The organism is Acinetobacter sp. SCLZS86 (assembly GCF_021560715.1).
GTDB lineage: Bacteria > Pseudomonadota > Gammaproteobacteria > Pseudomonadales > Moraxellaceae > Acinetobacter > Acinetobacter towneri_A.
Genome location: NZ_CP090864.1, coordinates 2194193 through 2218924, shown reverse-complemented (window position 1 = coordinate 2218924; position 24732 = coordinate 2194193). Strand labels below are relative to the sequence as shown.

The window sequence follows — 24732 nt, the reverse complement described above, 5'->3', positions numbered from 1 at the left end:
ATGGGTTGGTTGAGCGAAATGCATACCTCTTAAACTTCGGTCAAATACGATACTGTTTACATACTTTGTATTGCGGCATTTTTTAGTTGATTTAGAGTCATAGTGATGCAAATGCTTTGGTTTGCATAGACTGTTCTTGATCATATTAAAAATAACCTGCAATCACTATATGGATATTGCCATGGAATTTACTTTTAATGCGTTTTATACGCTGATTGCTGCGGTCATCGTCCTGCTCTTAGGACGGCTTTTGGTCAATAAAATTGATTTTTTAAAACGCTATAACATTCCTGAACCTGTTGCAGGTGGTTTGGTTGCCGCAATTGTTTCATTGTTGGTGCATCAATTTTGGGGTTATAGCATTACCATCAGTAGCGCATTACAAACCAGTTTTATGCTGATTTTCTTCGCCTCGATTGGTTTAAGCGCGAACTTTACAAAATTGCGTCAGGGCGGAATTGGTTTAATTATTTTCTTGATTGCAATTTCCACATTTATTGTGCTGCAAAACTTTGTCGGCATTAGTCTTGCAACATTATTAGGTATTGATCCACTAATTGGTTTAATTGCAGGTTCGATTACCTTAACGGGTGGTCATGGTACTGCGGGTGCGTGGGGCGAAATTTTTGAAACCCAGTATGGTATTCAAGGGGCGTTGGCATTAGGTATGGCCAGTGCAACCTTTGGTTTGATCATTGGTGGTTTAATTGGTGGTCCACTGGCCAAAACCTTAATCAACCGTCATCAATTGGCCGTACCACGTACTGAAGAACAAATTGAAAAACGTGACAATACGCCTGCAGATCAAGACTCTAATGAGTTTATTCCATTTGAATATCCGCATCAGGTGCGTTTAATCACAGCAGATAATGCCATTACCACTTTGGGTTTATTTGCAGCGTGTTTGGCATTTGCCGAGTTTATGACAGGCGCTGCCAAAGGTACTATGTTTGAATTGCCAACTTTCGTTTGGGCATTGGCGGGCGGTGTGATTCTGCGTAATGTCTTGGAAAGTATTTTTAAAGTCAATATTTTTGACCGTGCGATTGATGTGTTTGGAAATGCGTCGTTGTCTTTATATTTGGCGATGGCTTTGTTGTCGCTTAAATTGTGGCAATTGGCAGATTTAGCAGGTCCGTTGATGGTGATTTTAGGTGCGCAAACTATCACCATGGCGTTATATGCGGCTTTTATCACGTTCCGTCTTATGGGTAAAAACTACGATGCAGCGGTATTGGCCGCAGGGCACTGTGGTTTTGGGATGGGAGCAACACCTACCGCGGTTGCTAATATGCAAGCCATTACCAATATGTATGGCCCCTCTTATAAAGCATTCTTGATTGTGCCGTTGTGTGGCGCTTTCTTTGTCGACTTGATTAACGTTGCGGTGATTCAGTCTATTCTAAAATTCTTTGGTGGCTAAGCTCCAAAGCATTCAGGCTTGATTCAGTCATCCACAAAAAATGCCAGTTCAATTGAACTGGCATTTTTATTTGATCTGTAGCATTTTTAATTTAAGCCATGAAATGCAAAAATGCTGTATAGACCAGGAAACTACCAATTAAACTGAGCCAAATAGGTAGTTTGGATTTTAATAATCCAATCACCAAAACAATAAACAGCAGATCAGCAATACTCAAAATATGACGCTGTGCCATTTCGAGCACCATATACAGCAGCAAACCGACTACAGCTGCATTAATCCCTGTTACCGCATGACGGATATAGGCTTGCTGCATTAACCAAGACCAATAAGGCAAGGTCGCAAATACCAAAAAGAAAGATGGCAGAAAAATAGCCAATGTAGCTAAAGTCGCATTCAGCAGCATAGATTCTGTCATTGGAATCAAACTGCCCAAATATGTTGCAAAGCTGAACAGTGGGCCAGGCACCAATTGCGCCATGGCATAACCCAAATCGAACTGTTCTGCACTGACTAAGCCTGTGCTAACAAAATCTTGATGCAATAAAGGCAAAATGACATGCCCACCGCCAAAGACCAAAGATGCGGCTTTATAGAAACTTAAATTGGCTGCATAGAGTAAATGAGGTTGTAGCCAGTTTAGCGCGGATAGCACAATAAAAGGTGCAACAAAAAGTACTACCCAAAATGCAGCATAACGACGGTGTTGGGGTAGGTGTGCCGCAGTAAAATGTGTATCTGTCGCCGTTGTATTGGCGGATGAGAGCGTTGCAGTGGGTGTTGTACGTTTGGCCATCCACATGCCAAAACAAGCTGCAATCAGAATCACCAAAACTTGATTGAAGCTCAAGGGCATCAGATAAATAAATAGGGCAGAAGCAAACATTAAGGCATATTGCCAAACCGTTTTACAAAAACTACGCAACATTTGCCAAAATGCCCAAGCTACCACGGCCAATACGATCAGTTGAATACTGTGAAAGCTATTTGAAGACAGGACATCTAAATATTGATGTCCCAAAACTGCAACCAAAGCCATAAACAACGCTGAAGGTAGGGTGAAACCCAACCAAGCTAGGACTGCACCCCAATAGCCTTTTTGCAAATAACCAATCGCTAACCCCACCTGACTACTAGTTGGGCCAGGTAAGAGTTGTGCAAGTGCGATAATTTGTGAATACTGGGATTCATCTAGCCATTTGAGTTGTTGCACAAAACGCTGATGGAAAAACACCAAATGCGCTGCAGGCCCACCAAAAGACAGACAGCCTAATTGCAGAAAAATCCAGAATAATAGGGAATAAGAAGGTGGTTGCATATTATTTTAGATTGATTCAAATTTTACGCCACTGTAGTCGCTAGAAGTGACAATTTAACGAATTACTACAAGGATCGGTTAAAATAATAGATAGACTATGGGCGCTCATGCAAGGTAAAAACAGAGAGCATAACTGTTGACGTTAAGAGGGTTGCTGTATCAAGTAGGCTGATCAACCTTGACACGATTGGCGGTGAAATATCGACTGAAACCTATGGATTCAAGAAGGTCATTATGAAAATTGGGTATGTATCTCTTACAGCATTATTGATGGTGGGATGTCAGGCAGTGCCATCACAGCAGCAATTTTCGACTCAAACTCTACTTGAGTCGCAGCCCATGGTTGAAGCAGAATCGCGCCTGAATCAAATTGATTTTCGGCAATTAAAACAACAAAAAAAACGTCCAGTTGTCGCCTTGGTTTTGGGCAGCGGTGGTGCACGTGGCTATGCACACATTGGAGTAATTGAAGTACTTGAGCAATACGGTATTCAGCCTGATTTGATTGTGGGCAGTAGCGCAGGCAGCATTGTTGGCTCAATTTATGCCAGTGGTAAAAATGCACAGCAATTACGTGAAATTGCCATGAATATGAAAGCCAATGATGTGCGGGATGTGACTTTAGATTTAAAAGGCTTTTTTGATGGTAAAAAAGTTGAAAATTATGTCAATGCACAAGTCGATCAACTCCGTTTGGAGCAATTTAAAATCCCGATGTACGTGGTGGCGACTGAATTAAAAGAAGGCAAAAAAGTCGTATTTAATTATGGCAATACGGGGCAGGCAGTGCGTGCGTCAGTGTCTATCCCAAGTATGTTTGTACCTACTAAAATTGCAGAACATGAATATGTCGATGGTGGTTTAGTGAGCCCTGTACCTGTCAAGGTTGCACGCGATTTAGGGGCAGATATTGTGATTGCCGTGAATATTTTGGCGCAGCCTATTCATACTGAAACCAGTAATGTGTGGGGATTGTTTAACCAAAATATTAATATTATGCAAAAGCATTTGGCCAATGAAGAATTGAAACTGGCAGATGTGGTCATTCAACCCGATTTACGTGAAAAAGCCCATATTTTTGATGTGAAAGGGCGCGAAGCGACCATGTTGGCAGGCGCAGAAGCAACTGCAGCGCAATTAAATAAAATTGATCAGGTCTATCAACAGCATCATTATGCGCATGGGCATAGAATTGTAGACTATAAAGTGAGTAATACTTTTGGGCTTTATGGACAGTTTAAATAGCTGTCCAGATCCTTCATTTAGGTCAATTCAATGAAATCAACAGATTTAACTTAAGTCTAATTAGGTGCTTGATAAAAATAACTTTAATGTTAGATTGCTTAGATTTATTATTTGTAAGTATTTGATATTATAGTTTAAAAATAAAGATACCATAAAGATATCTAAATACTGAGATGAGGTATTTAGACTTAAAATCAATTTTTTAGCGTGTTCTTTTGCACCGTTTCCATTTATTCTATGTAGCATTTACTGAATTCGTTTTTTAAGCAGTTTACCAATTGAACATGCTTCCAAGACAGCCTAACTTTTGTGCTTCAGGACTTTAAAACTTTATAAAAAATCGAGGGGATACTTCATGCACGGCTTTGAAATTGGACAGCAGGTGAAACTTGCCACTATGGAGCAAGTTATTTTTACAGTGACGATGATTAATCCAGATGGTTCTTATGTGATTGAAGCTGCCTTAAGTACCGAACAAACTTTGACTTATAGCAATGTGTCGCAGGAAATGCTGCGCTTGGCTTGAATGCTCCCACTAAATGAAATTTCTTGGCTAAAATAGCCGAAATTTGCTTAAATAATCCATTAAATAAAAGATTTTAGATTGTTTTTTGAACACTTGAAGCGATGGTATTCACTGTATATTCAATTTGAACAAATATTCTAATTAAAGAAATGGATTAAAAAATAACAGCTTGGGAGTCTTAGTCTTTAGTCTTATAATTTTAAATAAATGTTCACATAAACAATATAAATAATAATGATGCAGTTGTTGCCGAAATGAACATTCAAACTTTTATAAACGCGATATAATAATACGCTCATATCTTACTGTCTTTAAAAGAGTCTAGAGAACGCGATGTCACCATTAGATCAAATTGCCCCAGTGTTAGATGACCAGTCAGAATTAACCATGACCGTGTTAATGACACCCGACATGGCAAATTTCTCAGGGAATGTACATGGTGGAACAATTTTAAAACTATTAGACCAAGTGGCGTATGCATGTGCGAGCCGCTATTCTGGTAGTTATGTGGTGACCCTTTCGGTTGATAAAGTGAACTTTAAAGAGCCGATTCATGTAGGGGAATTGGTGACTTTCCTTGCTAGTGTGAATCATGTGGGTCGTACTTCAATGGAAATTGGGATTCGTGTAGAAGCACAAAATATTCAAAAGCGTACAGTGCGCCATACCAACAGCTGTTACTTCACTATGGTTGCAGTCGATGAAAATGGTAAACCAAAACAAATCCCTGCGTTGAAATTAGACAATGACTGGAAGCGTTGCCGTTTTGAAGCAGCAGAGCAACGTAAAGTTGCACGTTTGCAAGAAAATCATCATCCATCTTGCAGCATTTATAAGAAAACTGAACAAAACTAAGTTTTCATCAAATTTAGCTGAAAACCTGTTTGCAATTGTAGACAGGTTTTTTTGTGCCTATTTTTTAATTTTGTCCAAGGCAATATTGATTGGCTTTGTAGATAAACAAAAACTGAGTAAACCGAGAGAGTGGCGGAAAACTCATTTTTTGTATTCGATTTACATTTTTAAATGTATCTAAGTTTTAAGGCTGTTGCGTCGATGCAGCAGGGGTTTCAGTGCTTGCTTCAGATGCAGGTTGTGCAGCAGCTTGTTCTGAAGCTGGTTCAGCCACAGTTTCCTGCGTTGAAACAACCACTTTTTCCTGTTCTTGAACTGTCGATTCAGCCTTTGCAGCAAAAGTAGTTGCAGTGGCAAAAGCAAAAGTTGAAGCGAGTAAAATTTGTGTCAATTTCATGGTTTGGCATCCTTATTTAAAGTTTTCACGAATGATCAAAATGTTCAGCACAAGCATGAAGTAAAAAAACTTATTGCGGCTAAAGTGTTCAAGTCAGTCATCACCTGATTTGAACGGGCTGAACAGGAACTCATGCTAACAGCCATTGGTGTAGGATCAATGCTTGCAACAAAGCAAAACAATGACGGTTACTTGAACCGCACAATGATGATGAATAGGTTTCATTTTGGTAATTTTTGTTAAATAAAAGTAGCCAAATTTAGCGAAAATGACTGTATTTTATGCAAGAAAACTGCAGGGTTAGCAATAAAACATAACATCAAGCGACTAAAACTTGGTGAATCTGCTAAAACAAGTGGCAAATCATTACGCAATAAATGTAAGAAAATTTTTCAAGTCACGACATCAATGAATATCAACAATTGGATAAATTTGTGTGTGTTTAGATTCAGATTGAACTAATCGCTAAACTTGCTTAGCATGCTTGAGTTGTTTGAAATTCAATAAAGTGAGCTTATTTTGAAATTAATTGCACCACAAAAAGCAGTCCCGACGCATATTATTTCTGGTTTTCTCGGTGCAGGAAAAACCACCTTATTGAAACAGTTACTCAGCCAAAAACCAGAACATGAAGTTTGGGCGGTGCTGATGAATGAATTTGGACAAATCGGGGTCGATCAACAACTCTTACCTCAGCAACAGGGTTATCAAGTCAAAGAATTATTGGGCGGTTGCTTATGTTGTAGCAGCCAATTGCCTATGCAAATTGCCTTGTCGCGTTTATTGTCTGAAGCGAAGCCTGACCGTTTATTCATTGAACCGACAGGTTTGGGGCATCCTGCGCAACTCGTGGAACAATTGACTGAACCACATTGGCATACCCATTTATCGATGCGTGCCTTGGTTACGGTGGTCGATGGATCGCGTTTGCATGATCAGGCGTGGACGCAGCAAAACTTGTATGCCGATCAGCTCAAAGCTGCACAAATTATTGTGGTGTCACATGCAGATCAAATGCAGGTGGCAGATGAGCAGGCGCTGGTGCAGTTGCAACACGAATATCAAGCCTATGCGCAAAAATGGTTGAAAGCGGAACAGGGTAATCTGGCTTTGATTGAAATTGATACGCTGTATGTCGGCACACAGCGTAAAATTCAGCCTTTATTAAAATTACAAAAAACGCTGATTCAAGCTGCAAATACGTCTGAACCAGAAATTAAACAGTTGCCATATCATTATGTAGAAACTGCTCAGGGTTATTCGGTAGCGGGCTGGAAATTCCCTAAACGCTGGCAATTCGATTTTTATCCACTTCTAGATTTACTCTGTGAACAGCAAAATTGGTTGCGCATTAAAGGGATTTTTTATACCAATCAGGGCTGGAAAAGTTTTAACTTCAATCCCCAGCAATTTAACTATCAATCTACCGATGAAGGCATAGACAATCGGGTGGAAATTATTTATCAAACCGAGCTTGATTGGGAAAAATTTGAGGCTGAACTATTGGGGTGTCGGGTTGATGCTGCTACGGCTTTTGAATGAAATCTATGTGCTCTCGGGCAAACGATAAAGCAAAATCCCAGAAAATCTATTATGCTTAGCGGCAAATTTGAACATGGTTTTAGGAATAGACAATGGCGCTAAAAGCGACAATTTATAAGGCAGATTTGAACATTGCCAATATGGATGTGCATCAATATGGTGACTATCAACTAACCATGGCATTACATCCTTCTGAAACCATTGAGCGTTTGATGGTGCGTATTTTGGCATTCGCACGTTATGCAGATGAAGCTTTGGAATTCACCAAAGATTTGTTTGAAACCGATGAGCCTGCTTTGTGGGAAAAAGACTTAACAGGGCAGTTAATCAAGTGGATTGAAGTCGGTTGCCCAGATGAAGATAAAGTCAAAAAAGTCAGTGCACGTTGTAAGCAAGTTGCGATTATTGCCTATGGTTCATCGGTAGATGAGTGGTATAAACGCAACAGTAAAATCAAAACATTAAATAATGTTGAAGTATGGCAATTATCGCAAGCGAGTACTGAAGCCATTCAAGCTTTATGCGAACGTACCATGCAGTTGCAGTTGAATGTAATGGATGGTGAATGGACACTGATTGGCGCTCAAGCACAGGCGCAGATTGAGTGGATACAGTTACAATAACACTTACCCGAGTTGGCAATTATCTTAAACATCGAAGTGTAAATATTTGGAGATGAACATGACTGCGGAATTAGAAATTATTGATTTGGTGGTAGGAGAGGGTAAAGAAGCGGTCAAAGGTGCTTTAATTACTACGCATTACACAGGTTGGTTGGAAGATGGCACAAAGTTTGATTCATCCTTGGACCGCGGCAACTATTTCGAAACCGTGATTGGCACTGGTCGTGTGATTAAAGGTTGGGATCAAGGTATCATGGGGATGAAAGTGGGTGGTAAACGTAAACTTGTGGTACCTGCGCATTTGGCTTATGGTGAGCGCAAAATGGGCAATATCATTCCTGCCAATTCGAATTTAATTTTTGAAATTGAATTGTATGATGTGAAAACACGCGATCAATAAATCCTGTTTAATTTAGCCAAACCGCTAGAATTTAAGTCATTCATCCGATGTCAGTACGGTCTAATATGAATGACTTAATTTTTTTACTTTAAATTTAGTGCAAGAACGATTAGATTGAAAAATAAGCACAATAGGGTTTTTGCATTTTTGAAATTCATTCGGATGTGGCACAAGCGTGCATTATTATTCTTGATTTTACTGTTTAGTATATTCACTCCACAGTGTGTGTTGGCACAATATGAGTCTGCACCTAAATCTTATTATCTACATCAAGAACTGCTGAATTCTGTTCAATTTACTGAAGATAAAACGAGTATTTTGAGTGGGCAATGGTTGTTTTATCCGCAACAATTAATTCAAGAACCCAGTGCGGTACTGGCATCGAATACCGTTGAATTGCCTGCTTCATTTGAAGATTTAATGGGCAATGCCAATACGTATGGCACTTTTATTGGGCACTTTCAAATTCCAAAAGAGTTTTTAGGCAGGCGTATTGCGATTTGGATTCCCAACCAGTATGGCGCATATCGGGTATTTTTAAATGGCGATCCATTGGTGCGTGTTGGCACAGTCGGTGCAGATGCTAGTCATCACCAAACCGAAAATGCCCCACGAATTGCGTATTTTGTCCCTGAAAGTGAATATTTTACCCTAACCATTCAAGCGTCTAGTTTTCAAAGCTTGCAAGGTGGTTTAAAAAATCCAATGAAAATTGGTTTAAGTCGTACCATCAATCAACAGTATCAGCGTTTGATGATGAGTATTGCCATGATTTCTGGGGCAGTACTTGGTGTTGGTTTGTTTACCTTGATGTTTTCGGCATTTAGTCTTGCAAATGGCGGCAAGACCAAGCTTATGTTTATTTTTGGCTTGTTTATTGTTTTTCTAGCATTACATAATTTATTTTCTCCGCCCTATGCTTACACCACTTTCCTGAATTTAAGTTGGTCTTGGGGAATAAGGCTCGAATATTTATTTAGTTTTCTCGCGATTTTATTTTTCCTGAGTTATAAGCTGTCATTAAAAAGTAAACATGTATTCTTTTCCGAATTGGTTTGATACTCTCTCCACCCATTGCTCTATTTTATCAGCTGTCATCACTTGAAAATCTCGCCAATAATATTTCATCTGCTTCCATACCATCTCGATTCGATTTAACTCAGGGCTATAAGCTGGAATAAAATACAAATTCGTCGAAATGTTACTTTTAAGTAGCTCTCTGTAATCAGCCATCTTTTTACTTCTATGAATCGAGGCATTATCAACAATAAGAACCAATGGAAGGTTATAAGTCTGTTTTACTTGTTGAGCTATTCCAGTTAAATAGGCATAAAACCAAGTGCTTGTAACTGACTCTTGTAAACAACTTGTCACCAGTTTCCCCGTTGAAAGCAAACACCCCATGACATTAACTCGTTTTAATCTTATTGCATCAACCGCATGAACATCACCTATCTTTGTCCACGCATAGCGGTTATCAGGTGTAGATGAAAACCCTGTTTCATCAACATAACCTAATATAATTTCACCACGTGCCGCTTGCTCTCGTAATTTTTCAATCTGCTGTGTTGCTTGTTCAAATGCAATCGGATCTCTTTTTTTTCAAGCTATGACGGGTACGCTTGAAGACCATACCTGAATCACGTAAAAACTTACGAATGGTTTCAACAGACACGGACACTTCGTATTCTTCATGTAGTTTGACTCGGATTTGTTCTGCATTGAGTGGACTTGTATTGACCCAATCTAGGATTTTCGCCTGATAGTCTGAGATCAATGTATTGGGCCGACCTGAGCGATGACCTTCTTTAATCGATTCAAACTCATACAATTCCCAACGTCGGCGTTGTAGCCTTATGGTTTCTGGGATACGTTCTTGTAGAGTGGCAACTTCCGCAACACTTTTACCTTCAGAAAGCCAGAGAATAGTTTGGGCACGTTGTCTTTCACGCCAATGTTTTGCATGCTTGGCCAGAAAAATGAGTCGTTCTCGCTGTTCTAAACTAAGTGGTACAGAAACAATTCGAGGCATGTGTGAACATCTGTTAACTAAAAAAACTTTTTCGCATGATTAGTTATTTTTGTCAACTTATGTTTTTGCTCAGTTCGCGCTATTTGCATCGTTGGGTATATAGCGCGGCAATGCTGTTATTAAGCTTTAATATTAGGGTGACGCTGTGGGCAGAACCCACTATTTTTCAGCAGTTCGCATTTTATAGTTCTTTTTTCTTTGTGCTGGTTTTGGCAAATTTTGCCTATGGGTTTTATCAAACTCTGCGTTCAGGAGAGCATTATTCCAAAATCAATTTTTGGGCAGTAATTATTCTGTGTGGCACATTTATTCATGATTTTTTATTAATGTTGAATCTGGTCAATTCCATTCATTTATCATTTATTTCGACCAGTATTTATGCATTGCTCATCATGTTTCAGCAGGCACGAAATTATGCCTATCACACAGTGCATATTGAGCGCTTGAACCAAAAGCTGATTCATTTAAACAACTCGTTAGATTTAAAAGTGCAGGAACGCACTGAACAACTCAGTCTTTTGAATGAAAAACTGGAAATACAGATTAATACTGATGCATTAACAGGGGCGTATAACCGCCGTGCATTAAATGAAGAAATTCAGCGTTTGTATTTTGAAACCTTGCAAAATAAGCGACATATTTTGGTTTTTGCGATGCTCGATGTCGATTATTTTAAAAAATACAATGATCATTATGGGCACTTAAAAGGTGATCAAATTCTGCAAAACTTAGTTAAGGTTTTACAAAACACTTTGCCTAAAAATGCGTTTGTGGCACGTTATGGTGGCGAAGAGTTTGCCATTTTACTGCACGATATTCCACACCCTGCAATTGCACCACTTATGCAAAAAGTCTTGCAGGCTGTGCGTGATGCAGCTTTTGAGCATGTGGCACGAGAAGACCATAAACAATATGTGACTTTAAGTATGGGTGTGGCATGGATGACTCGTGAGCAAGCATACACGCACGTGGATGATTTTATGAAAGCCGCAGATGCGCATTTATATCAAGCCAAACAGGCAGGACGTGATCAGGTGGTCATTCAGACTTAAAATGTTGCAGTGACTCTTCATGACTTAAAGATGGCTTTGAATTTTTTATTGAAGCTGTGCGACAGAAACATTGCCCAATAGTCATTCAACAATTCGCTCATCTTTAAAAATTAAGGTGGTGAGTAAACCAAAGACTTGATAGCGCAAAGTCAAAATTGAAGATTGATCAACGTTCACTTTGCCAAACTTTACCGAAGCATCAAAAAGTTGGGCGAGCTGATCAAAAAATGGGGCATTTTGAACGCAAGGCGTACACCACGTTGCATAAAGACGAATCACCGCCACGCCTGTTTTATATTCAAACTCAGGGTAATTATTTTCGTTGTGTTCTACAATTTCTGACATCAAACACGCTTTAATCATAAATGAAAATTGAATCACGCATGAAAACAACACGGTACGAGAATTATACCTAAGTTGATCTGGGTTTTAATGCTTTGTTGTTATATGTTCAAATAGTAAAAATTCATCTCCATTTCAAACAATCAGGGATTTTCCATGACACAAAACACAATGCAGCAGATTATTATTACAGAACAAGGTGGACCAGAAAAATTAGCCTATGAAACGGTTGCAATACCTGAACCACAAGCCAACGAGGTTTTGGTTAAAGTCCATGCTTTTGGTTTAAATCGTCCTGATATTTTACAGCGCCAGGGGCTGTATCCTATGCCTAAAGGTGTGACACCAGTGCCAGGCTTAGAAGTAGCAGGTGAAGTGGTTGCTGTGGGTGCAGATGTCAGACAATTTAAAGTTGGTGATGCTGTGTGCGGCTTAACCAATGGTGGTGGTTATGCAGAATATTGTGTTGTACCTGAAAGCCAGACTTTGATAATTCCAACAGGTGTCAGTTTTGTACAAGCCGCAGCGATACCTGAAACATTTTTTACTGTGTGGGCCAATGTATTCCAAATGGGCAAAGCCAAAGCGGGCGAAACGGCATTAATTCATGGTGGCACCAGTGGCATTGGTACAACTGCTTTAATGCTGTGTAATGCCTTAGGTTTAAAAACCTTTGCCACTGTAGGTTCAGATGAAAAAGTACAGGCAATTTCACATCTCACCACAGCCATTAATTACAAAACTCAAGATTTTGAACAAGTGATTAACGCAGCGACAGACAATGCTGGGGTAGATATCATTTTAGATATTGTTGGTGCACCGTATTTGGAACGTAATTTAAATTTATTACGCCGTGATGGTCGCTTGGTGTATATCGCATTTTTGGGTGGTGCAAAAGCCAAAGAGGTGAAACTTGGTCAAATCATGATGAAGCGTCTTACTATTACAGGTTCGACCATGCGCGCCCGCAATCCTGTAGAAAAAGCTGAAATTGCCAAAGGGTTGCAAGAGATCGTTTGGCCATTGTTAGCAAAAGGTGAATGTCTGCCTATGATTTATAAAACTTTCCAGTTTGATCAAATTCAACAGGCACATGCCGAAATGGATACAGGCGAGCATGTGGGTAAAGTGGTAGTTGAAGTGATTTAAAGACTCAAATTTAAAATCAACATGCATAAAAAAACTGACTGAGTGTCAGTTTTTTTAGGTGTATTTTATAGAGGATTTTAACAAAGATTTTTTTGAATCAGTTTTAGCAATTATTTTAATCATAATTACATAAATATTCCTTTAAACTACAATTCAACACAATAAATTTTTTCCAAATAGTCAAATATTAAGGAGGTGTAGGACACACCCTGTCAATAATAAACCTTATCTTTATATTCATTGAATTCATTCTCAAGATTACAAAACGGTTCATGTAAAATAATTTGATAGAGAGAGCAGGCTTATGAAAATTTTATCTGCATATACGACAAAGCACAGTCTACGTGCATTAAAACGGTTACACAAAAATATTGTTCGTCAGCAAATCAATGTTGGGAACTTAAATAAAATGTATCGTGCGATGCTACATTTAGAGCGCTATATTGACCGCCTCGATCATGATAAACGCGAAAACTTGTATTGAGTGAAAAGTAAATCTGTTAATTATTTTTTACTAAAAAGTACAAGTGGATTGAGAAATTAAATCTGTTATTTATTGGATTATTCATTTGAAATAATGGGTTTTAAATAGACGATGAAATTCAGGAGAAAAACGAAGGGAACAATAAGAAATTTAAAATAAACAAGGATGATCAAAACTGAAAGATCAATTTTAAACTGCTGCACTGTAATAGGTACAGCACAGCCTTGTGTGAACAATTGATTCGGAATGTGTCGAGCTTTTAGCTAAATTATGCGAAAATAGCGTTTTGCTATTTTTGTCCAAGGACAGTACATGATTGACCAATCTCCTGAATCATTAAGTGATATCGAAATACTCGACATTTTGCAGTCTATGAAAAGCGATGAGTTAGACACAGAGGCAAAAGAAATTATCCGTAATGGTGGGAAAGCAGGTCGTCAGGAAGCGCATAAAGCAGCGTTGGTGGCATTGAATCAATCATTCGAAAGCAAATTCGTAGAAGCGGTAAGTTTGGCTTTGCAGTTAAACGAAGCGCAAATGAAAAAAATCCGTTATAAAAAAGACCGTGTGCGTATTTTAAAAGCACGTGGGATTGATTATTTAGCCATTGATGGCGCAGAAACTGCGCAAGTATTGGCTCAGGTTGCACAAGCAATTGTGCGTGAAGATGCTGTGGTAACGCATGATTTGCACAATATTTTTCCTTTCTGGAAGGAAGGTTGGCCAATGGTGCAATTCGACAATGCCTATAAAATTTTAGCTGAAGATATTGCGATTCATTATCAATCGGTATTAGATGAATTGATCAGTAAATATTAAATAGATACTCAGCTGAATTTTAGATGTATCAGTTAAGATTTGAAAAAAGCACCACTTCATTTTGATGTGGTGCTTTTTTGTAAATGCTAGAAAATGTAGATGCAATCAGGCTGAACGAATACAAGGAATCTCACTATCCATCTGCTTCAGTGTTGTTTTGTATTTCCTGCGTTTCTACAACTCGTGTCACTAAAAGTTGGTCAATTTTAAAATGATCGACATCGACTACTTCAAATTTATAACCATCAAAAAGTACGGAGTCGGCAGGACGCGGGATTTTACGTAGCTTATACATCATAAAACCTGCAATGGTTTCATAATTTTCATCATCTGGCATTTCATCAATTTGCAGCGCGTGTTTAATGTCTTCAATTGGCGTACTGCCATCAATTAACCAAGAGTTGTTATCACGTTTAATGATCTGCTGATCTTCTTCAATAGGTGTTACCCAATCGCCCATCACAGTAATCATAATGTCAGACAGGGTAATTACGCCTACAACCAATGCATATTCATTAATCACTACGGCAAATTTTTCTTTGGTCGAGCGGAAACGATCTAACACTTCAGAGAGCGTGAGTGTATCTGGAATGGTTAATACATTACGGATGGTGCTTTCATTCAGTTGTAGTAAAGATTGATTATTGAGGATTCTGACCAAAATATCTTTAGCATCAACATAGCCGATCACATCATCAATATTTTCACTACAGACTAAAAATTTCGAATAAGGATATTCTGCAAGTTTTTGACGAATACTGGCTTCTGATTCCTTTAGAGTAAAAAACACCACATTTTCACGTGTGGTCATACTCGAAGGTACGTTACGTTCTTCAAGTTCAAACACATTTTCGATAAAGTGATGTTCCTGCTTTTGTAAAACACCTGCTTGAGCACCAGCATCCATGACTGCAGAGATATCATCAAACGTAATATTGTCTTCGCGCGTGGTATTGACTTTAAATAAGCGGAACAACACATTGGCAATCGCATTAATCATCCATGCCAAAGGCTTGCATACCCGAATAAAAATTTGAATCGGGTTAATCACCGATATCGCAATTTTTTCAGGGGCAATCATTGCCAAACGCTTAGGCATCAGGTCAGCAAATAAAATAAATAGGGAAGTCACTAAGGTAAATGACAAGGCAAAACTAAGCGTTTCAGCCCATGGCCCTTGATAGAAGCGTACTACTAAGTTGTAGAAATAAGGACGAAAAGCACCTTCACCTAAAATACCACCTAAAATGGCAACTGCATTTAAGCCAATTTGGGAGGCAGCAAAAAAGTCAGCTGAATTTTCTTGCAGGTCTAAAACTTTTTGAGCACGTTCATCGCCTGATTCAGCTAGAATTTTCAGTTTAACTTTACGTGCACCAGCCAACGCAATTTCAGTAAGCGATAAAAAACCAGCTCCGACAATGAGGATGAAGATAATAACAATATTCTGGAAGAGGCTCACGAATCCACCTGTGGATTATATTATTTTAAATATAACAATTTGAATCTTTATTCAATCATGATTAAACAATGAGGAATATCTAAATATTCCTCATCTGAGTATAAGCGTTTGTGCCAATAAGTTCAGTGAATTTTTAATTAATAGGCTGAAAATTGAGAGTTATTCAATAAAAACTCACGGTTTTCTTCTTCAATCATTTGCCGTGCCACATATAAAATTAATTGGCGTAACCAACGGTGTGCAGGGTGATGATGTAACAACGGACACCATGCCATCTTTAATTCAAATTCTGGAATATAAAATGGCGGGTCTTTAATGAGCAAACTTTGGCTTTTGGCCTGTAAGAGCGCAATACGGGTAGGCAATGTTGCGACTAAATCCACATTAGATGCAAGTAGTGCAGGCATTTGATAATGACGGGTAAACACAGAAATTTTACGTTTTTGTCCAATACGCTCTAAAGCCTGATCAATCCAGCCGAGACCTGCTTGTTTTTCAGGATTCACTCCAAAACCAACGCCCATACCTGTTTTAGAGACCCAAATATGTTGTGCATCTAAGTAGCTTTTTAAATTGAGGTTATTGGCAGCAGGGTGTTTATGATTGAGCAGGCAAGAGAAACTATCACGCCAAACTAAAACTTGATGGAAACTTTGAGGAATTTCATTAAAACGGTTAATCGCTAAATCAACTTTACCTTGCTCCATGTCACGGTAAGACACATCACTTGGTGTTAAAAAGTCCAATACCACATTGGGTGCTTCAGAGCGTAAAGCTTTAACCAAGCGTGGTACTAATGTGGCTTCTGCGTAATCGGAAGTCATAATCCGAAATACACGATTTGAAGTATAAGGACGGAACTCGGTACGAGGTTCCAAAATCATAGAAAGGTCAGATAAAGCATCACGGATACGCGGTTGTAATTCTAAGGCGCGTTCAGTTGGTGTCATACCTTCAGAAGAACGAATCAGCAGGGGATCATTAAATAAATTGCGCAAACGGCGTAAAATGTTACTCATTGCAGGTTGGGTAACACCCAATTGTTCTGCAGCACGGGTTACATTTTTTTCACGAAGTAATACGTCAAGATAAATTAATAGATTAAGATCAACCCGCTCCAGATTCATAAAATAAATACCGAAAATAAAATCACTAAATTATAGGGATTATGCCATAAGCCGTAAGGCTTGTGTATAAATGATGATGAAAAAAACGACGAGATAAACAGTAAAAAATCTGAATAAAAACAGCCAGCCCCATCATTATTTCCTAAAGCAATGTAGGTTGCCTAGTACTGCATCTATACTTTTTAATTTTAAATGCAAAAACACTTAAAAGCATTGGCTGAATTGATAGCAAATTCTATATTGTCTGAAAATTATGCAGTTACGTTGAGCTGAAAGGCATCAAAACTTTGCTATAAAATGGCAGATATTGCCAATGCATGTATTTTTTATGAAAGGCAAGACTTAAGTCTAATGCAGAAAATATCGGCACAGAGATGAATTTGTAAGCAAAGATATTTGATTGATTTTCTAAATAAGGTTTTTAAAATCAATATGTTGTGTTTTTATTGTTTTTGTGAATTAAGACTTTGATCTATACATTTTTTTAAAAAATACCGAGAATTACACTAGAATATTGGATTAATTCATTCAGTCACTCTACTCTGTATCCATCGTAACGAAGTGCTCTAAATCTGAGCAATCAAACATAAGCGCGATTTAGCCTTCGATTGATAAATCCTAAATAATATTACAGGGTACAATATCATGACTACATACCAAACAGCGATTGATGCAATCCGCGAATTAAAAGCAAAATTCGGCAACACTTGGGCAGACATCAGTCCTGAAGATGCTGCGCGTATGCAAATGCAAAACCGTTTTAAAACTGGTTTAGACATTGCTAAATATACAGCTGCGATTATGCGTCGTGATATGGCTGCTTATGATGCAGACTCTAGCAAATACACTCAATCACTAGGCTGCTGGCACGGTTTTATCGCTCAGCAAAAAATGATTGCGAACAAAAAATACTTCGGTACAACTGAGCGTCGCTATATCTACCTTTCTGGTTGGATGGTTGCTGCACTTCGTTCAGAATTCGGTCCACTTCCTGACCAATCTATGCACGAAAAAACTTCTGTTCCTGCATTGATCGAAGAAATCTACACATTCTTACGTCAAGCTGACGCAAAAGAATTAAACGATTTGTTCCGTGCACTTAAAAAAGCACAAGACGCTGGTGACACTGCTAAAGCTGCTGAAATCACTGCACAAATCGACAACTTTGAAACTCACGTTGTGCCAATTATTGCGGACATCGACGCTGGTTTCGGTAACGAAGAAGCAACTTACTTATTAGCTAAGAAAATGATCGAAGCGGGTGCATGTGCACTTCAAATCGAAAACCAAGTTTCTGACGCGAAACAATGTGGTCACCAAGCTGGTAAAGTAACTGTTCCACACGAAGACTTCATCGCTAAAATCCACGCGTTACGTTATGCGTTCTTAGAAATGGGTCTTGACGACGGTATCATCGTTGCACGTACTGACTCTGAAGGTGCTGACTTAACTCAAAAAATCCCAGTAGTTAAAGAGCCAGGCGACATCGCTTCTCAATACATCAGCTACTTAGACACTCAAGAAATTGACATCTCTGAAGCGAAAGAAGACGAAATCCTAATCAAGCGTGATGGTAAATTACACCGTCCTAAGCGTTTAGCTTCTGGCTTGTACCAGTTCCGCGAAGGCACTCAAATTGACCGCGTTGTACTTGACTGTGTAACTAGCTTACAAAACGGTGCTGACCTTCTTTGGATCGAAACTGCGACTCCAAACGTAGCTGAAATCGCTCACATGGTTAACCGTGTACGTGAAGTTGTTCCAAATGCGAAACTTGTTTATAACAACTCTCCATCGTTCAACTGGACACTGAACTTCCGTCAACAAGCTTACGACCGTTGGGTTGCTGAAGGTAAAGACGTTTCTGCATACGACCGTGCTAAGTTAATGAGCGCTGAGTACGACAACACTGAATTAGCTGCTGAAGCTGACGAAAAAGTACGTACATTCCAAGCAGACGCTTCTCGTGAAGCGGGTGTGTTCCACCACTTGATCACACTTCCGACTTACCATACTGCTGCGCTTTCTACTCATGAGCTTGCAGAAGGTTACTTCGGTTCTGAAGGTATGTTGGCTTATGTTGCTGGCGTACAACGTAAAGAAATCCGTGGTGGTATCGCTTGCGTTAAACACCAAGCAATGGCTGGTTCTGACATCGGTGACGATCACAAAGAAATCTTCTCTGGTGACAACGCGCTTAAAGCAGCAGACGAAGCTAAAAACACAATGAACCAATTCAACGCGTAATCGCTTGATGGTTTAAAAGAAAACCCTGCTGATGCAGGGTTTTTTTTATGGCTATTTAAAATAGTCAAAGAACTTTGAAACATCCTTAAATTGATGTTCCTTCATTTATGAAATGCAGCAGCTGTAACCTATTTAATTTTGATCACATCTGCCTGTGCAGAAGTAGGGTAATTGAAAGACACCTTAATCCATTGTTTTTGTTGTGCGGGGATAGGCTCTAAAAACTGTGGATCGACTACCGCAGTATATTCCTGATACTGCTGATCGACCAAAATTAAATCACTGGCATGTAATTGCAATGCTTGATTAGATTGATTGTGAATTGCCAGAAAATAATCGTGTGCCATCACAGGGTCGTTTAACTCTTTGACCTCAACATTTTGTACGTGTTCAGCCTGAATATCGACATGCTTCAGCGCATTACTGACTTGCATACTTTCTACAGGATGTAGGAAAACCTGAGTTTCAATTTTCTGTTGATTTTGTATATTTTTTTGCTTGTATAAATTGAATTTAAGACCGTGAGTTGTAAGCTGAATGCGCGCGTAGGCTTGCCCATTTTCTGTGTTGAGCAACCATTCATTTGCAGTGGTTTGTGATGGGTGTTGGTTCTGTTTGTCTTGCTGATTGTTGTCCTGAGCAGCTTGAATCGTTCCTGTCACTAGGTTTTCGCGATGGCGCTGTTTCCAACGTTTAATGTCGCTCAGTTGAAAGGTTTGATCATCATTCAGGCGTAAGTGAATCACATGTTGTTCACAGTGGTCACAAGGTAATAAGGCTTTAAAGTTACCTGTAGCTTGTCTTGACCAAGAAGTTGCTGATTTTTGAACTTCAGTTTTGGGCGTAATTTGTGGCTCAGAAGGCAAAGCGGATTGATATTCCCTGCTTGGATCAGTTGACCCGCAAGCTGCTAAAAGTAAGCTAAGTGTACTGAGTGCAATCGGATAACGATTCAGCATAAATGTTCTGAACTTCAAACTTGTCTTGCTGCCACCTTAAACTTTCACCTTGTATCTGAAAAGCTAATTTGCCTTATATTTAATGAAAATTTGTAGCAAATCATAACAAGCCCGGTGTTTTAAAGTTTTAAGTTTCACTTCAAGGATTACATCGGATTAGACCGTAAAAAACTCAGCAAACTGTGCGTAAATTTATATATTTACCATTTTAAACTTGCTTGAATCTAGCAATGAATAAGCGCAAAAACAGTATGATTTTGCATGGAATGAGAAAATTGAGATGAGTGCAGGGAATTTTTATACATTTATAAAGTATTTGTTTATTTATTCATCGTTTTAGACTTTTATATTTGTCGATGCTTGCTAGAATTCGCACACTTTATTTGGGGTATGCGGTTGTGTTTGAAAAGTTAGCTGAGCGAAGCTTAAATTTAATGGGTTGGGAAATCGACAATCATTGTCCGTTGGAATTAGACCAATATGTGATGATTGCAGCACCGCATACCAGTAATTGGGATGCCTTATATGCACGCTTAGGGCTTAAAGCTTTGGGCGTCAATGTTCGCCTGACCATTAAAGACAGCTATATGAAATTGCCGTTTGGGCCGTTTGTCCGTGCCATGGGTGGTATTGGTATCGACCGTCGTCCGAAAGCACGAGGCGAACCACGACCAAGTATGGTTCAGCTCATGACGGACTTATTTAAAACCCATCCTAAATTGGTGATGTTGGTGACGCCAGAAGCCACACGTGCGCGTCAAGAACAATGGAAAACAGGTTTTTATCATGTTGCGTTAAATGCAGGTGTGCCAATTGCTTTGGCGTATATGGACTATGCAAAAAAGAAAACGGGTGTGGGAAAAATTGTCCATCCAACTGGTGATTTTGAAAAAGATATGGCTGAAATCATGGCATTTTATGCGCAGGTTCAAGCGAAATTTCCTGAAAGTTTTAGTGTCGATACACGTTACTATTCAGAATAAGCACGCTATTTGAGTGTAATAATCTATCAAAACTAAAAGACAGGGGATTAGCCCTGTCTTGCTTTAAAACGTGGATTGGATTTGCTAATCACAAATAATTTGCCACGACGTTTCACAATTTGACAATCGGCACGCGATTTTGCACTTTTTAAAGATGAACGAACTTTCATGAAGATAAACACCACAATATGTAATGTTATAATATAACATTAATAGATGACTCTTGAAAAGTGTCGATAGTCATAAAATTACCGCGTATCTTTTAAGGGGAAAATTTAAACAATAATCTTTTGGTACAAGCCTGCACGTACAGTGCCCGCTTTGCTCTCTTTAATTTTTTGCCATGTATGCGGTAATTTTAACAGGTTTAAATCACGATCTGCTTCAACATAAATCAGACCTTGTGCTGCAATGAGTGGATCAGCCAACGCTGCCAATTCTTCCCATAAATCTAAACTGTAGGGTGGGTCTAAAAATACCAAATCAAACTGATCTTTCAGTGTTGCCAAGGCATGCTGTGCGGTAGAAACTTTTAATTGTGCTGTGCTTTTATTCACACGTAATAATTCTAAATTTTGCTGTAAAAACTGCGCTTGTGTGCGGTTTGGCTCAATCATGACCACGTGTGCCGCACCGCGGGACAGGGCTTCAAAAGCTAAAGCGCCCGAACCTGAACAGAGGTCTAACACTTTGGCGTTTTGCACATCCCACATTAACCAGTTAAATAAGGTTTCGCGTACTCGGTCAGGCGTTGGTCGTAATCCCTCAATTGAAGCAAAAGCCAACTGACGACGTTTCCATTCTCCACCAATAATGCGTAGTTGATTTTTCATGGATTAGTCGCTCTCAATTGGGTTAGTGGGTACAACTGCTGCAGGCGCAGCTGCAGGTGAATTGGTTGGAGCTGAACTCGGAGTAGTTTGCGAAGGATTTGGGTTGAGCGCAGGATGATTGGTTGCTGTATTCGGATTATTCACGTTATTCGTATTTGGTGCAGTAGATGACGGGACTTCACCACTTGGTAACTCACTTGGTTTTAAACCCGCAGTCATTAAGCCACCACTTACTTGTGCGGCAGATGGACGAATAGGCTTTTTATTTTTATTGAGTAACCAATAATCTAAAATTGGACGCGCCAAGGCTGTTGCGGCAGAACCACCACGACCATTTTCAAGAATAATTGCAATGGCAATTTCAGGGTTTTCAGCAGGTGCAAAACCGACAAACAAGCCGTGGTCAAGCTGACGATCTGTCAATAAGGCTTCATTATAGCGTTTGCCCTGTGCAATACTTTTAACCTGTGCTGTACCCGTTTTACCTGCAACTGAATATTGTAATCCGCCTTTAATCCCTTTACCTGTACCAGATTGAATCACATCAACCATGGCATCGCGCATTTTAATCCAGTCTTCTTCTGTGCCGTTAAAATCAATTTTACCGTTGGTGCCATTGTGAACTTTAAATGGTTTCGCGCCACGACTTTCACGTAACACGTGCGGTGTAACTTTAAAGCCTTTGTTAGCGGTGATGGCGGTAGCCATTGCTAATTGCAATGGTGTCGAGGTAAATGCACCCTGACCAATACTGACGGAAATTGTTTCACCTTTCATCCATTTGGCTTTGCGCGTACGCATTTTCCAGTCTGGGTTTGGGTATAGCCCTGTGCTTTCACTCGGTAAATCGACCCCAGTTTTTTCACCAAAACCAAATTGACGCATCCACTCATTCATTTTTTCAATGCCCATGCGATACGACAATACATAGAAGTAGGTATCACATGACACGATTTGTGCTTTGTGCAAATCGACAATACCGTGACCTGTTTTTTTATGGTCACGGAAACGGTGGCTGTCACCCGGTAAAGTGAAATAACCATAATCCTGAATGGCTGTTTTCCAATCGACATAGCCATAATGAATACCGCCTAAACCAAACATCGGCTTAATAGTAGAACCAGGTGGATAAACACCTTGTACCGCACGGTTATAGAGCGGCTGATCTAAATTATCGCGTAGGGCTGAGTAGTCGTTATGACTAATGCCTGTGACAAATAAGTTGGGGTTAAAGCTAGGACTAGAGACCAAAGCTAAAATTTCACCTGTGCGTGGGTCGAGTGCCACAATTGCACCACGACGTTCTGCCAATTGTTCTGAGGCAACAACTTGTAAGCCATAATCCAATGACAAAAACAAATCATTGCCACGTACAGGGTCTTTACGTCCTAAATTGCGCAGAACATTACCATGCGCATCGGCTTCTACAGATTCGTTGCCAGGTACGCCATGTAGTAAGTGTTCATAAGATTTTTCCACCCCAATTTTACCAATTAGGTTCGTGCCTGCATAAGCATCTTTGTCAATTTCTTTCAGTTCTTTGTCGTTAATACGTCCTACATAACCAATCACATGCGCAAATAATTCACCATGTGGGTAATAACGGGTCATCTGAGTTTCAATATTGACCCCAGGGAACTGAAATTTGACTTCACTAAAACGCGCAATATCTGATTCATTTAAATTTAGCTTGATCGATACACGTTCGGTTTTACGTGAAGTTTTAATCCGACTTTTAAAGCGTTCAATATCTTCTTCAGTCAGTTGTAAAACAGGTGTCAGTCGCGCAATGGTGTCATCAATATCTTCAACATCTGCTCGGCTTAAGGTAGCAGAGAATACAGGGTAGTTATCGGCCAATAACACGCCATTGCGGTCATAAATATAACCACGTGCAGGCGCGAGTGGTTGTAATCGAATACGGTTTTTATCTGATGCAGTTGAAAATTCATCGTAGCCACTAATTTGTAAAAAGGCATAACGTGCCACCAAAAGCAGCAAGAAAAAAACCACAACACCCACCGAAAAAAAGATGCGATTGCGAAAAATACGCTTCTCTTGCTGAGCATTTTTTAACGGATAGTGTTGTTTCATACAAAAATTGGCTTAACAAAAATGAGGGAGAACGAATTTGGACTATTCTAACGCATCTATTGGCAATTTTGAGTAACCATGTTTGACTGAATTGCCCGATTTATCCTAGAAGATGGGCGCAATCTTAATTTTTGACTTTAGCGACATCAAAATTGTAATTTGCTGTATATAAGAATCCTGACAATTCTGCTAGAGTCAAAACACGAAAACAGGACTGTTTTTAAAATTAAAACAAATGGACACTGGTGACAATAATGACAAAAGTCTATTCTTTCGTGGCATTACTTGCCTTTTCAAGTTTTAGCTTTGCTGGGAACACTACTTTTTTACCTGAAGCAAAAATTAGCGCAGATAGCGCAAAAACCTGGAATGTAGGGGCGGGTATTACCCAAAAATTACTGCATTTGAATGGTGAATGGGTCAATCCCTATGGCATTGCCTATCTAAAAGCGGGGGCTTTTTTAAATGGTGACCATGAAGTCGGTGGGCAAACAGGTTTTCGTTACCCATACCACCTCACAGGTAAGGACAAAAATGGTTATTATATTGGCGCTTACGCAGGACACCTAGAATCTAAATGGGTGGATGGTGAAGAAAAAGCGCGTTTAGGTGCAGGCATTGATCTGGCTTATGTATTACTGAGCCCTGAACGCATCAGTAGCTTTAGTGTTGGCATTGGCGCAGGTGAAAAATTGGAAGATCGACAAGGGCGAGTGATTGCGGAAACTGAGCCTAGACTACAATTTTCCTATACGCTCAGTATGGGTTTGTAGTCAGAATAGTGACTTTTAACTACTTTAGAATCTTGTAATTAGAACTA

General features: G+C 39.4%; 26 protein-coding genes. 15 read left to right on the top strand and 11 right to left on the bottom strand.

Annotated features, from left to right (window positions below):
* Positions 1-181 precede the first annotated feature (181 nt).
* Complete coding sequence (gltS, locus tag LZP46_RS10650; protein ID WP_236093808.1) at positions 182-1423, top strand: sodium/glutamate symporter; 1242 nt, start codon at positions 182-184, stop codon at positions 1421-1423.
* A gap of 91 nt (positions 1424-1514) precedes the next feature.
* On the opposite strand, the gene chrA is transcribed toward gltS, so the two are convergent.
* Entirely contained in the window at positions 1515-2741 is a 1227-nt protein-coding gene (gene chrA, locus LZP46_RS10645) for a chromate efflux transporter (protein WP_236093807.1), read from the bottom strand.
* A gap of 234 nt (positions 2742-2975) precedes the next feature.
* Between chrA and LZP46_RS10640 the strand changes: the two genes are divergently transcribed.
* The 3 genes from LZP46_RS10640 (at position 2976) to LZP46_RS10630 (ending at position 5367) form a co-directional block, all read left to right on the top strand.
* Positions 2976-3986 carry a patatin-like phospholipase family protein gene (locus tag LZP46_RS10640; protein WP_442863504.1) on the top strand — a complete coding sequence of 337 codons (1011 nt, stop codon included), beginning with the start codon at positions 2976-2978 and terminating at the stop codon, positions 3984-3986.
* 355 nt (positions 3987-4341) lie between these two features.
* On the top strand, positions 4342-4512 hold the full coding sequence (locus LZP46_RS10635) for a hypothetical protein (RefSeq protein WP_165492551.1): 171 nt from the start codon (positions 4342-4344) through the stop codon (positions 4510-4512).
* A 333-nt stretch (positions 4513-4845) separates the two neighbouring features.
* On the top strand, positions 4846-5367 hold the full coding sequence (locus LZP46_RS10630; RefSeq protein ID WP_004977311.1) for an acyl-CoA thioesterase: 522 nt from the start codon (positions 4846-4848) through the stop codon (positions 5365-5367).
* Positions 5368-5551: 184 nt separating this feature from the next.
* On the opposite strand, the gene LZP46_RS10625 is transcribed toward LZP46_RS10630, so the two are convergent.
* Positions 5552-5764, bottom strand: coding sequence for a hypothetical protein (locus tag LZP46_RS10625; protein ID WP_236093806.1), 213 nt, complete (start codon positions 5762-5764; stop codon positions 5552-5554).
* Between the two features lie 519 nt (positions 5765-6283).
* Between LZP46_RS10625 and LZP46_RS10620 the strand changes: the two genes are divergently transcribed.
* The 4 genes from LZP46_RS10620 to LZP46_RS10605 all read left to right on the top strand — a co-directional run bounded on the left by LZP46_RS10620 (position 6284) and on the right by LZP46_RS10605 (position 9388).
* Complete coding sequence (locus LZP46_RS10620; protein WP_236093805.1) at positions 6284-7306, top strand: CobW family GTP-binding protein; 1023 nt, start codon at positions 6284-6286, stop codon at positions 7304-7306.
* A gap of 92 nt (positions 7307-7398) precedes the next feature.
* Positions 7399-7929, top strand: a complete 531-nt coding sequence (locus LZP46_RS10615) for a YaeQ family protein (protein WP_236093804.1) — start codon at positions 7399-7401, stop codon at positions 7927-7929.
* A 58-nt stretch (positions 7930-7987) separates the two neighbouring features.
* Positions 7988-8329: an FKBP-type peptidyl-prolyl cis-trans isomerase gene (locus tag LZP46_RS10610; protein WP_019837472.1), complete on the top strand. Its 342-nt coding sequence runs from the start codon at positions 7988-7990 to the stop codon at positions 8327-8329.
* A gap of 162 nt (positions 8330-8491) precedes the next feature.
* The gene (locus LZP46_RS10605; RefSeq protein ID WP_236093803.1) at positions 8492-9388 is read left to right on the top strand and encodes a hypothetical protein; all 897 of its coding nucleotides are present in this window, start codon (positions 8492-8494) and stop codon (positions 9386-9388) included.
* Here LZP46_RS10605 and LZP46_RS10600 read toward each other — a convergent pair.
* Positions 9350-9889 (bottom strand): IS630 family transposase, encoded by a 540-nt coding sequence (locus LZP46_RS10600; protein WP_236095208.1) that lies wholly within the window; start codon positions 9887-9889, stop codon positions 9350-9352. The genes LZP46_RS10605 and LZP46_RS10600 overlap by 39 nt on opposite strands.
* Positions 9890-9905: 16 nt before the next feature.
* Complete coding sequence (locus tag LZP46_RS10595; protein WP_004973749.1) at positions 9906-10361, bottom strand: helix-turn-helix domain-containing protein; 456 nt, start codon at positions 10359-10361, stop codon at positions 9906-9908.
* Between the two features lie 59 nt (positions 10362-10420).
* Here LZP46_RS10595 and LZP46_RS10590 point away from each other — a divergent pair, with 59 nt between their 5' ends.
* On the top strand, positions 10421-11413 hold the full coding sequence (locus tag LZP46_RS10590; protein ID WP_236093802.1) for a GGDEF domain-containing protein: 993 nt from the start codon (positions 10421-10423) through the stop codon (positions 11411-11413).
* Between the two features lie 81 nt (positions 11414-11494).
* Here the strand turns inward: LZP46_RS10590 and LZP46_RS10585 are convergent, their stop codons facing one another.
* A complete protein-coding gene (locus LZP46_RS10585) occupies positions 11495-11758 on the bottom strand; it encodes a thioredoxin family protein (RefSeq protein WP_236093801.1) in 264 nt (87 codons plus the stop codon).
* Between the two features lie 153 nt (positions 11759-11911).
* Between LZP46_RS10585 and LZP46_RS10580 the strand changes: the two genes are divergently transcribed.
* The 3 genes from LZP46_RS10580 to LZP46_RS10570 all read left to right on the top strand — a co-directional run bounded on the left by LZP46_RS10580 (position 11912) and on the right by LZP46_RS10570 (position 14207).
* Positions 11912-12904, top strand: a complete 993-nt coding sequence (locus LZP46_RS10580; protein WP_236093800.1) for an NAD(P)H-quinone oxidoreductase — start codon at positions 11912-11914, stop codon at positions 12902-12904.
* A 304-nt stretch (positions 12905-13208) separates the two neighbouring features.
* The gene (locus LZP46_RS10575; RefSeq protein ID WP_178318174.1) at positions 13209-13388 is read left to right on the top strand and encodes a hypothetical protein; all 180 of its coding nucleotides are present in this window, start codon (positions 13209-13211) and stop codon (positions 13386-13388) included.
* Positions 13389-13700: 312 nt separating this feature from the next.
* The gene (locus LZP46_RS10570) at positions 13701-14207 is read left to right on the top strand and encodes a hypothetical protein (protein WP_236093799.1); all 507 of its coding nucleotides are present in this window, start codon (positions 13701-13703) and stop codon (positions 14205-14207) included.
* Positions 14208-14340: 133 nt separating this feature from the next.
* Here the strand turns inward: LZP46_RS10570 and LZP46_RS10565 are convergent, their stop codons facing one another.
* Together LZP46_RS10565 and LZP46_RS10560 are read right to left on the bottom strand one after the other, a co-directional pair.
* A complete protein-coding gene (locus LZP46_RS10565) occupies positions 14341-15669 on the bottom strand; it encodes a hemolysin family protein (RefSeq protein WP_236093798.1) in 1329 nt (442 codons plus the stop codon).
* 137 nt (positions 15670-15806) lie between these two features.
* Positions 15807-16796: a LysR family transcriptional regulator gene (locus LZP46_RS10560; protein WP_236093797.1), complete on the bottom strand. Its 990-nt coding sequence runs from the start codon at positions 16794-16796 to the stop codon at positions 15807-15809.
* 645 nt (positions 16797-17441) lie between these two features.
* Between LZP46_RS10560 and LZP46_RS10555 the strand changes: the two genes are divergently transcribed.
* Complete coding sequence (locus LZP46_RS10555; RefSeq protein WP_236093796.1) at positions 17442-19043, top strand: isocitrate lyase; 1602 nt, start codon at positions 17442-17444, stop codon at positions 19041-19043.
* 128 nt (positions 19044-19171) lie between these two features.
* Here LZP46_RS10555 and LZP46_RS10550 read toward each other — a convergent pair whose 3' ends face one another.
* The gene (locus LZP46_RS10550) at positions 19172-20002 is read right to left on the bottom strand and encodes a copper resistance protein NlpE N-terminal domain-containing protein (protein ID WP_236093795.1); all 831 of its coding nucleotides are present in this window, start codon (positions 20000-20002) and stop codon (positions 19172-19174) included.
* Between the two features lie 356 nt (positions 20003-20358).
* Here LZP46_RS10550 and LZP46_RS10545 point away from each other — a divergent pair, with 356 nt between their 5' ends.
* Complete coding sequence (locus LZP46_RS10545; RefSeq protein WP_236095207.1) at positions 20359-20985, top strand: 1-acyl-sn-glycerol-3-phosphate acyltransferase; 627 nt, start codon at positions 20359-20361, stop codon at positions 20983-20985.
* Positions 20986-21032: 47 nt separating this feature from the next.
* Here LZP46_RS10545 and ykgO read toward each other — a convergent pair whose 3' ends face one another.
* The 3 genes from ykgO to mrdA form a co-directional block, all read right to left on the bottom strand.
* Positions 21033-21155, bottom strand: coding sequence for a type B 50S ribosomal protein L36 (gene ykgO, locus LZP46_RS10540; protein ID WP_236093794.1), 123 nt, complete (start codon positions 21153-21155; stop codon positions 21033-21035).
* 105 nt (positions 21156-21260) lie between these two features.
* A complete protein-coding gene (rsmD, locus tag LZP46_RS10535) occupies positions 21261-21818 on the bottom strand; it encodes a 16S rRNA (guanine(966)-N(2))-methyltransferase RsmD (protein WP_236093793.1) in 558 nt (185 codons plus the stop codon).
* A gap of 3 nt (positions 21819-21821) precedes the next feature.
* Positions 21822-23912, bottom strand: a complete 2091-nt coding sequence (gene mrdA / locus LZP46_RS10530; protein ID WP_236093792.1) for a penicillin-binding protein 2 — start codon at positions 23910-23912, stop codon at positions 21822-21824.
* A gap of 254 nt (positions 23913-24166) precedes the next feature.
* Here mrdA and LZP46_RS10525 point away from each other — a divergent pair, with 254 nt between their 5' ends.
* Positions 24167-24685: a hypothetical protein gene (locus tag LZP46_RS10525; RefSeq protein WP_004970721.1), complete on the top strand. Its 519-nt coding sequence runs from the start codon at positions 24167-24169 to the stop codon at positions 24683-24685.
* Positions 24686-24732: the final 47 nt, after the last annotated feature.

What these genes read in the sequence shown, in the direction of transcription:
- gltS (WP_236093808.1), top strand. Translation starts at nt 182, where the DNA reads ATGGAATTTACTTTTAATGCGTTTTATACGCTGATTGCTGCGGTCATC.
- chrA (WP_236093807.1), bottom strand. Translation starts at nt 2,741, where the DNA reads ATGCAACCACCTTCTTATTCCCTATTATTCTGGATTTTTCTGCAATTA.
- LZP46_RS10640 (WP_442863504.1), top strand. Translation starts at nt 2,976, where the DNA reads ATGAAAATTGGGTATGTATCTCTTACAGCATTATTGATGGTGGGATGT.
- LZP46_RS10635 (WP_165492551.1), top strand. Translation starts at nt 4,342, where the DNA reads ATGCACGGCTTTGAAATTGGACAGCAGGTGAAACTTGCCACTATGGAG.
- LZP46_RS10630 (WP_004977311.1), top strand. Translation starts at nt 4,846, where the DNA reads ATGTCACCATTAGATCAAATTGCCCCAGTGTTAGATGACCAGTCAGAA.
- LZP46_RS10625 (WP_236093806.1), bottom strand. Translation starts at nt 5,764, where the DNA reads ATGAAATTGACACAAATTTTACTCGCTTCAACTTTTGCTTTTGCCACT.
- LZP46_RS10615 (WP_236093804.1), top strand. Translation starts at nt 7,399, where the DNA reads ATGGCGCTAAAAGCGACAATTTATAAGGCAGATTTGAACATTGCCAAT.
- LZP46_RS10610 (WP_019837472.1), top strand. Translation starts at nt 7,988, where the DNA reads ATGACTGCGGAATTAGAAATTATTGATTTGGTGGTAGGAGAGGGTAAA.
- LZP46_RS10605 (WP_236093803.1), top strand. Translation starts at nt 8,492, where the DNA reads ATGTGGCACAAGCGTGCATTATTATTCTTGATTTTACTGTTTAGTATA.
- LZP46_RS10595 (WP_004973749.1), bottom strand. Translation starts at nt 10,361, where the DNA reads ATGCCTCGAATTGTTTCTGTACCACTTAGTTTAGAACAGCGAGAACGA.
- LZP46_RS10590 (WP_236093802.1), top strand. Translation starts at nt 10,421, where the DNA reads ATGTTTTTGCTCAGTTCGCGCTATTTGCATCGTTGGGTATATAGCGCG.
- LZP46_RS10585 (WP_236093801.1), bottom strand. Translation starts at nt 11,758, where the DNA reads ATGTCAGAAATTGTAGAACACAACGAAAATAATTACCCTGAGTTTGAA.
- LZP46_RS10580 (WP_236093800.1), top strand. Translation starts at nt 11,912, where the DNA reads ATGACACAAAACACAATGCAGCAGATTATTATTACAGAACAAGGTGGA.
- LZP46_RS10575 (WP_178318174.1), top strand. Translation starts at nt 13,209, where the DNA reads ATGAAAATTTTATCTGCATATACGACAAAGCACAGTCTACGTGCATTA.
- LZP46_RS10570 (WP_236093799.1), top strand. Translation starts at nt 13,701, where the DNA reads ATGATTGACCAATCTCCTGAATCATTAAGTGATATCGAAATACTCGAC.
- LZP46_RS10560 (WP_236093797.1), bottom strand. Translation starts at nt 16,796, where the DNA reads ATGAATCTGGAGCGGGTTGATCTTAATCTATTAATTTATCTTGACGTA.
- LZP46_RS10555 (WP_236093796.1), top strand. Translation starts at nt 17,442, where the DNA reads ATGACTACATACCAAACAGCGATTGATGCAATCCGCGAATTAAAAGCA.
- LZP46_RS10550 (WP_236093795.1), bottom strand. Translation starts at nt 20,002, where the DNA reads ATGCTGAATCGTTATCCGATTGCACTCAGTACACTTAGCTTACTTTTA.
- LZP46_RS10545 (WP_236095207.1), top strand. Translation starts at nt 20,359, where the DNA reads ATGCTTGCTAGAATTCGCACACTTTATTTGGGGTATGCGGTTGTGTTT.
- ykgO (WP_236093794.1), bottom strand. Translation starts at nt 21,155, where the DNA reads ATGAAAGTTCGTTCATCTTTAAAAAGTGCAAAATCGCGTGCCGATTGT.
- rsmD (WP_236093793.1), bottom strand. Translation starts at nt 21,818, where the DNA reads ATGAAAAATCAACTACGCATTATTGGTGGAGAATGGAAACGTCGTCAG.
- mrdA (WP_236093792.1), bottom strand. Translation starts at nt 23,912, where the DNA reads ATGAAACAACACTATCCGTTAAAAAATGCTCAGCAAGAGAAGCGTATT.
- LZP46_RS10525 (WP_004970721.1), top strand. Translation starts at nt 24,167, where the DNA reads ATGACAAAAGTCTATTCTTTCGTGGCATTACTTGCCTTTTCAAGTTTT.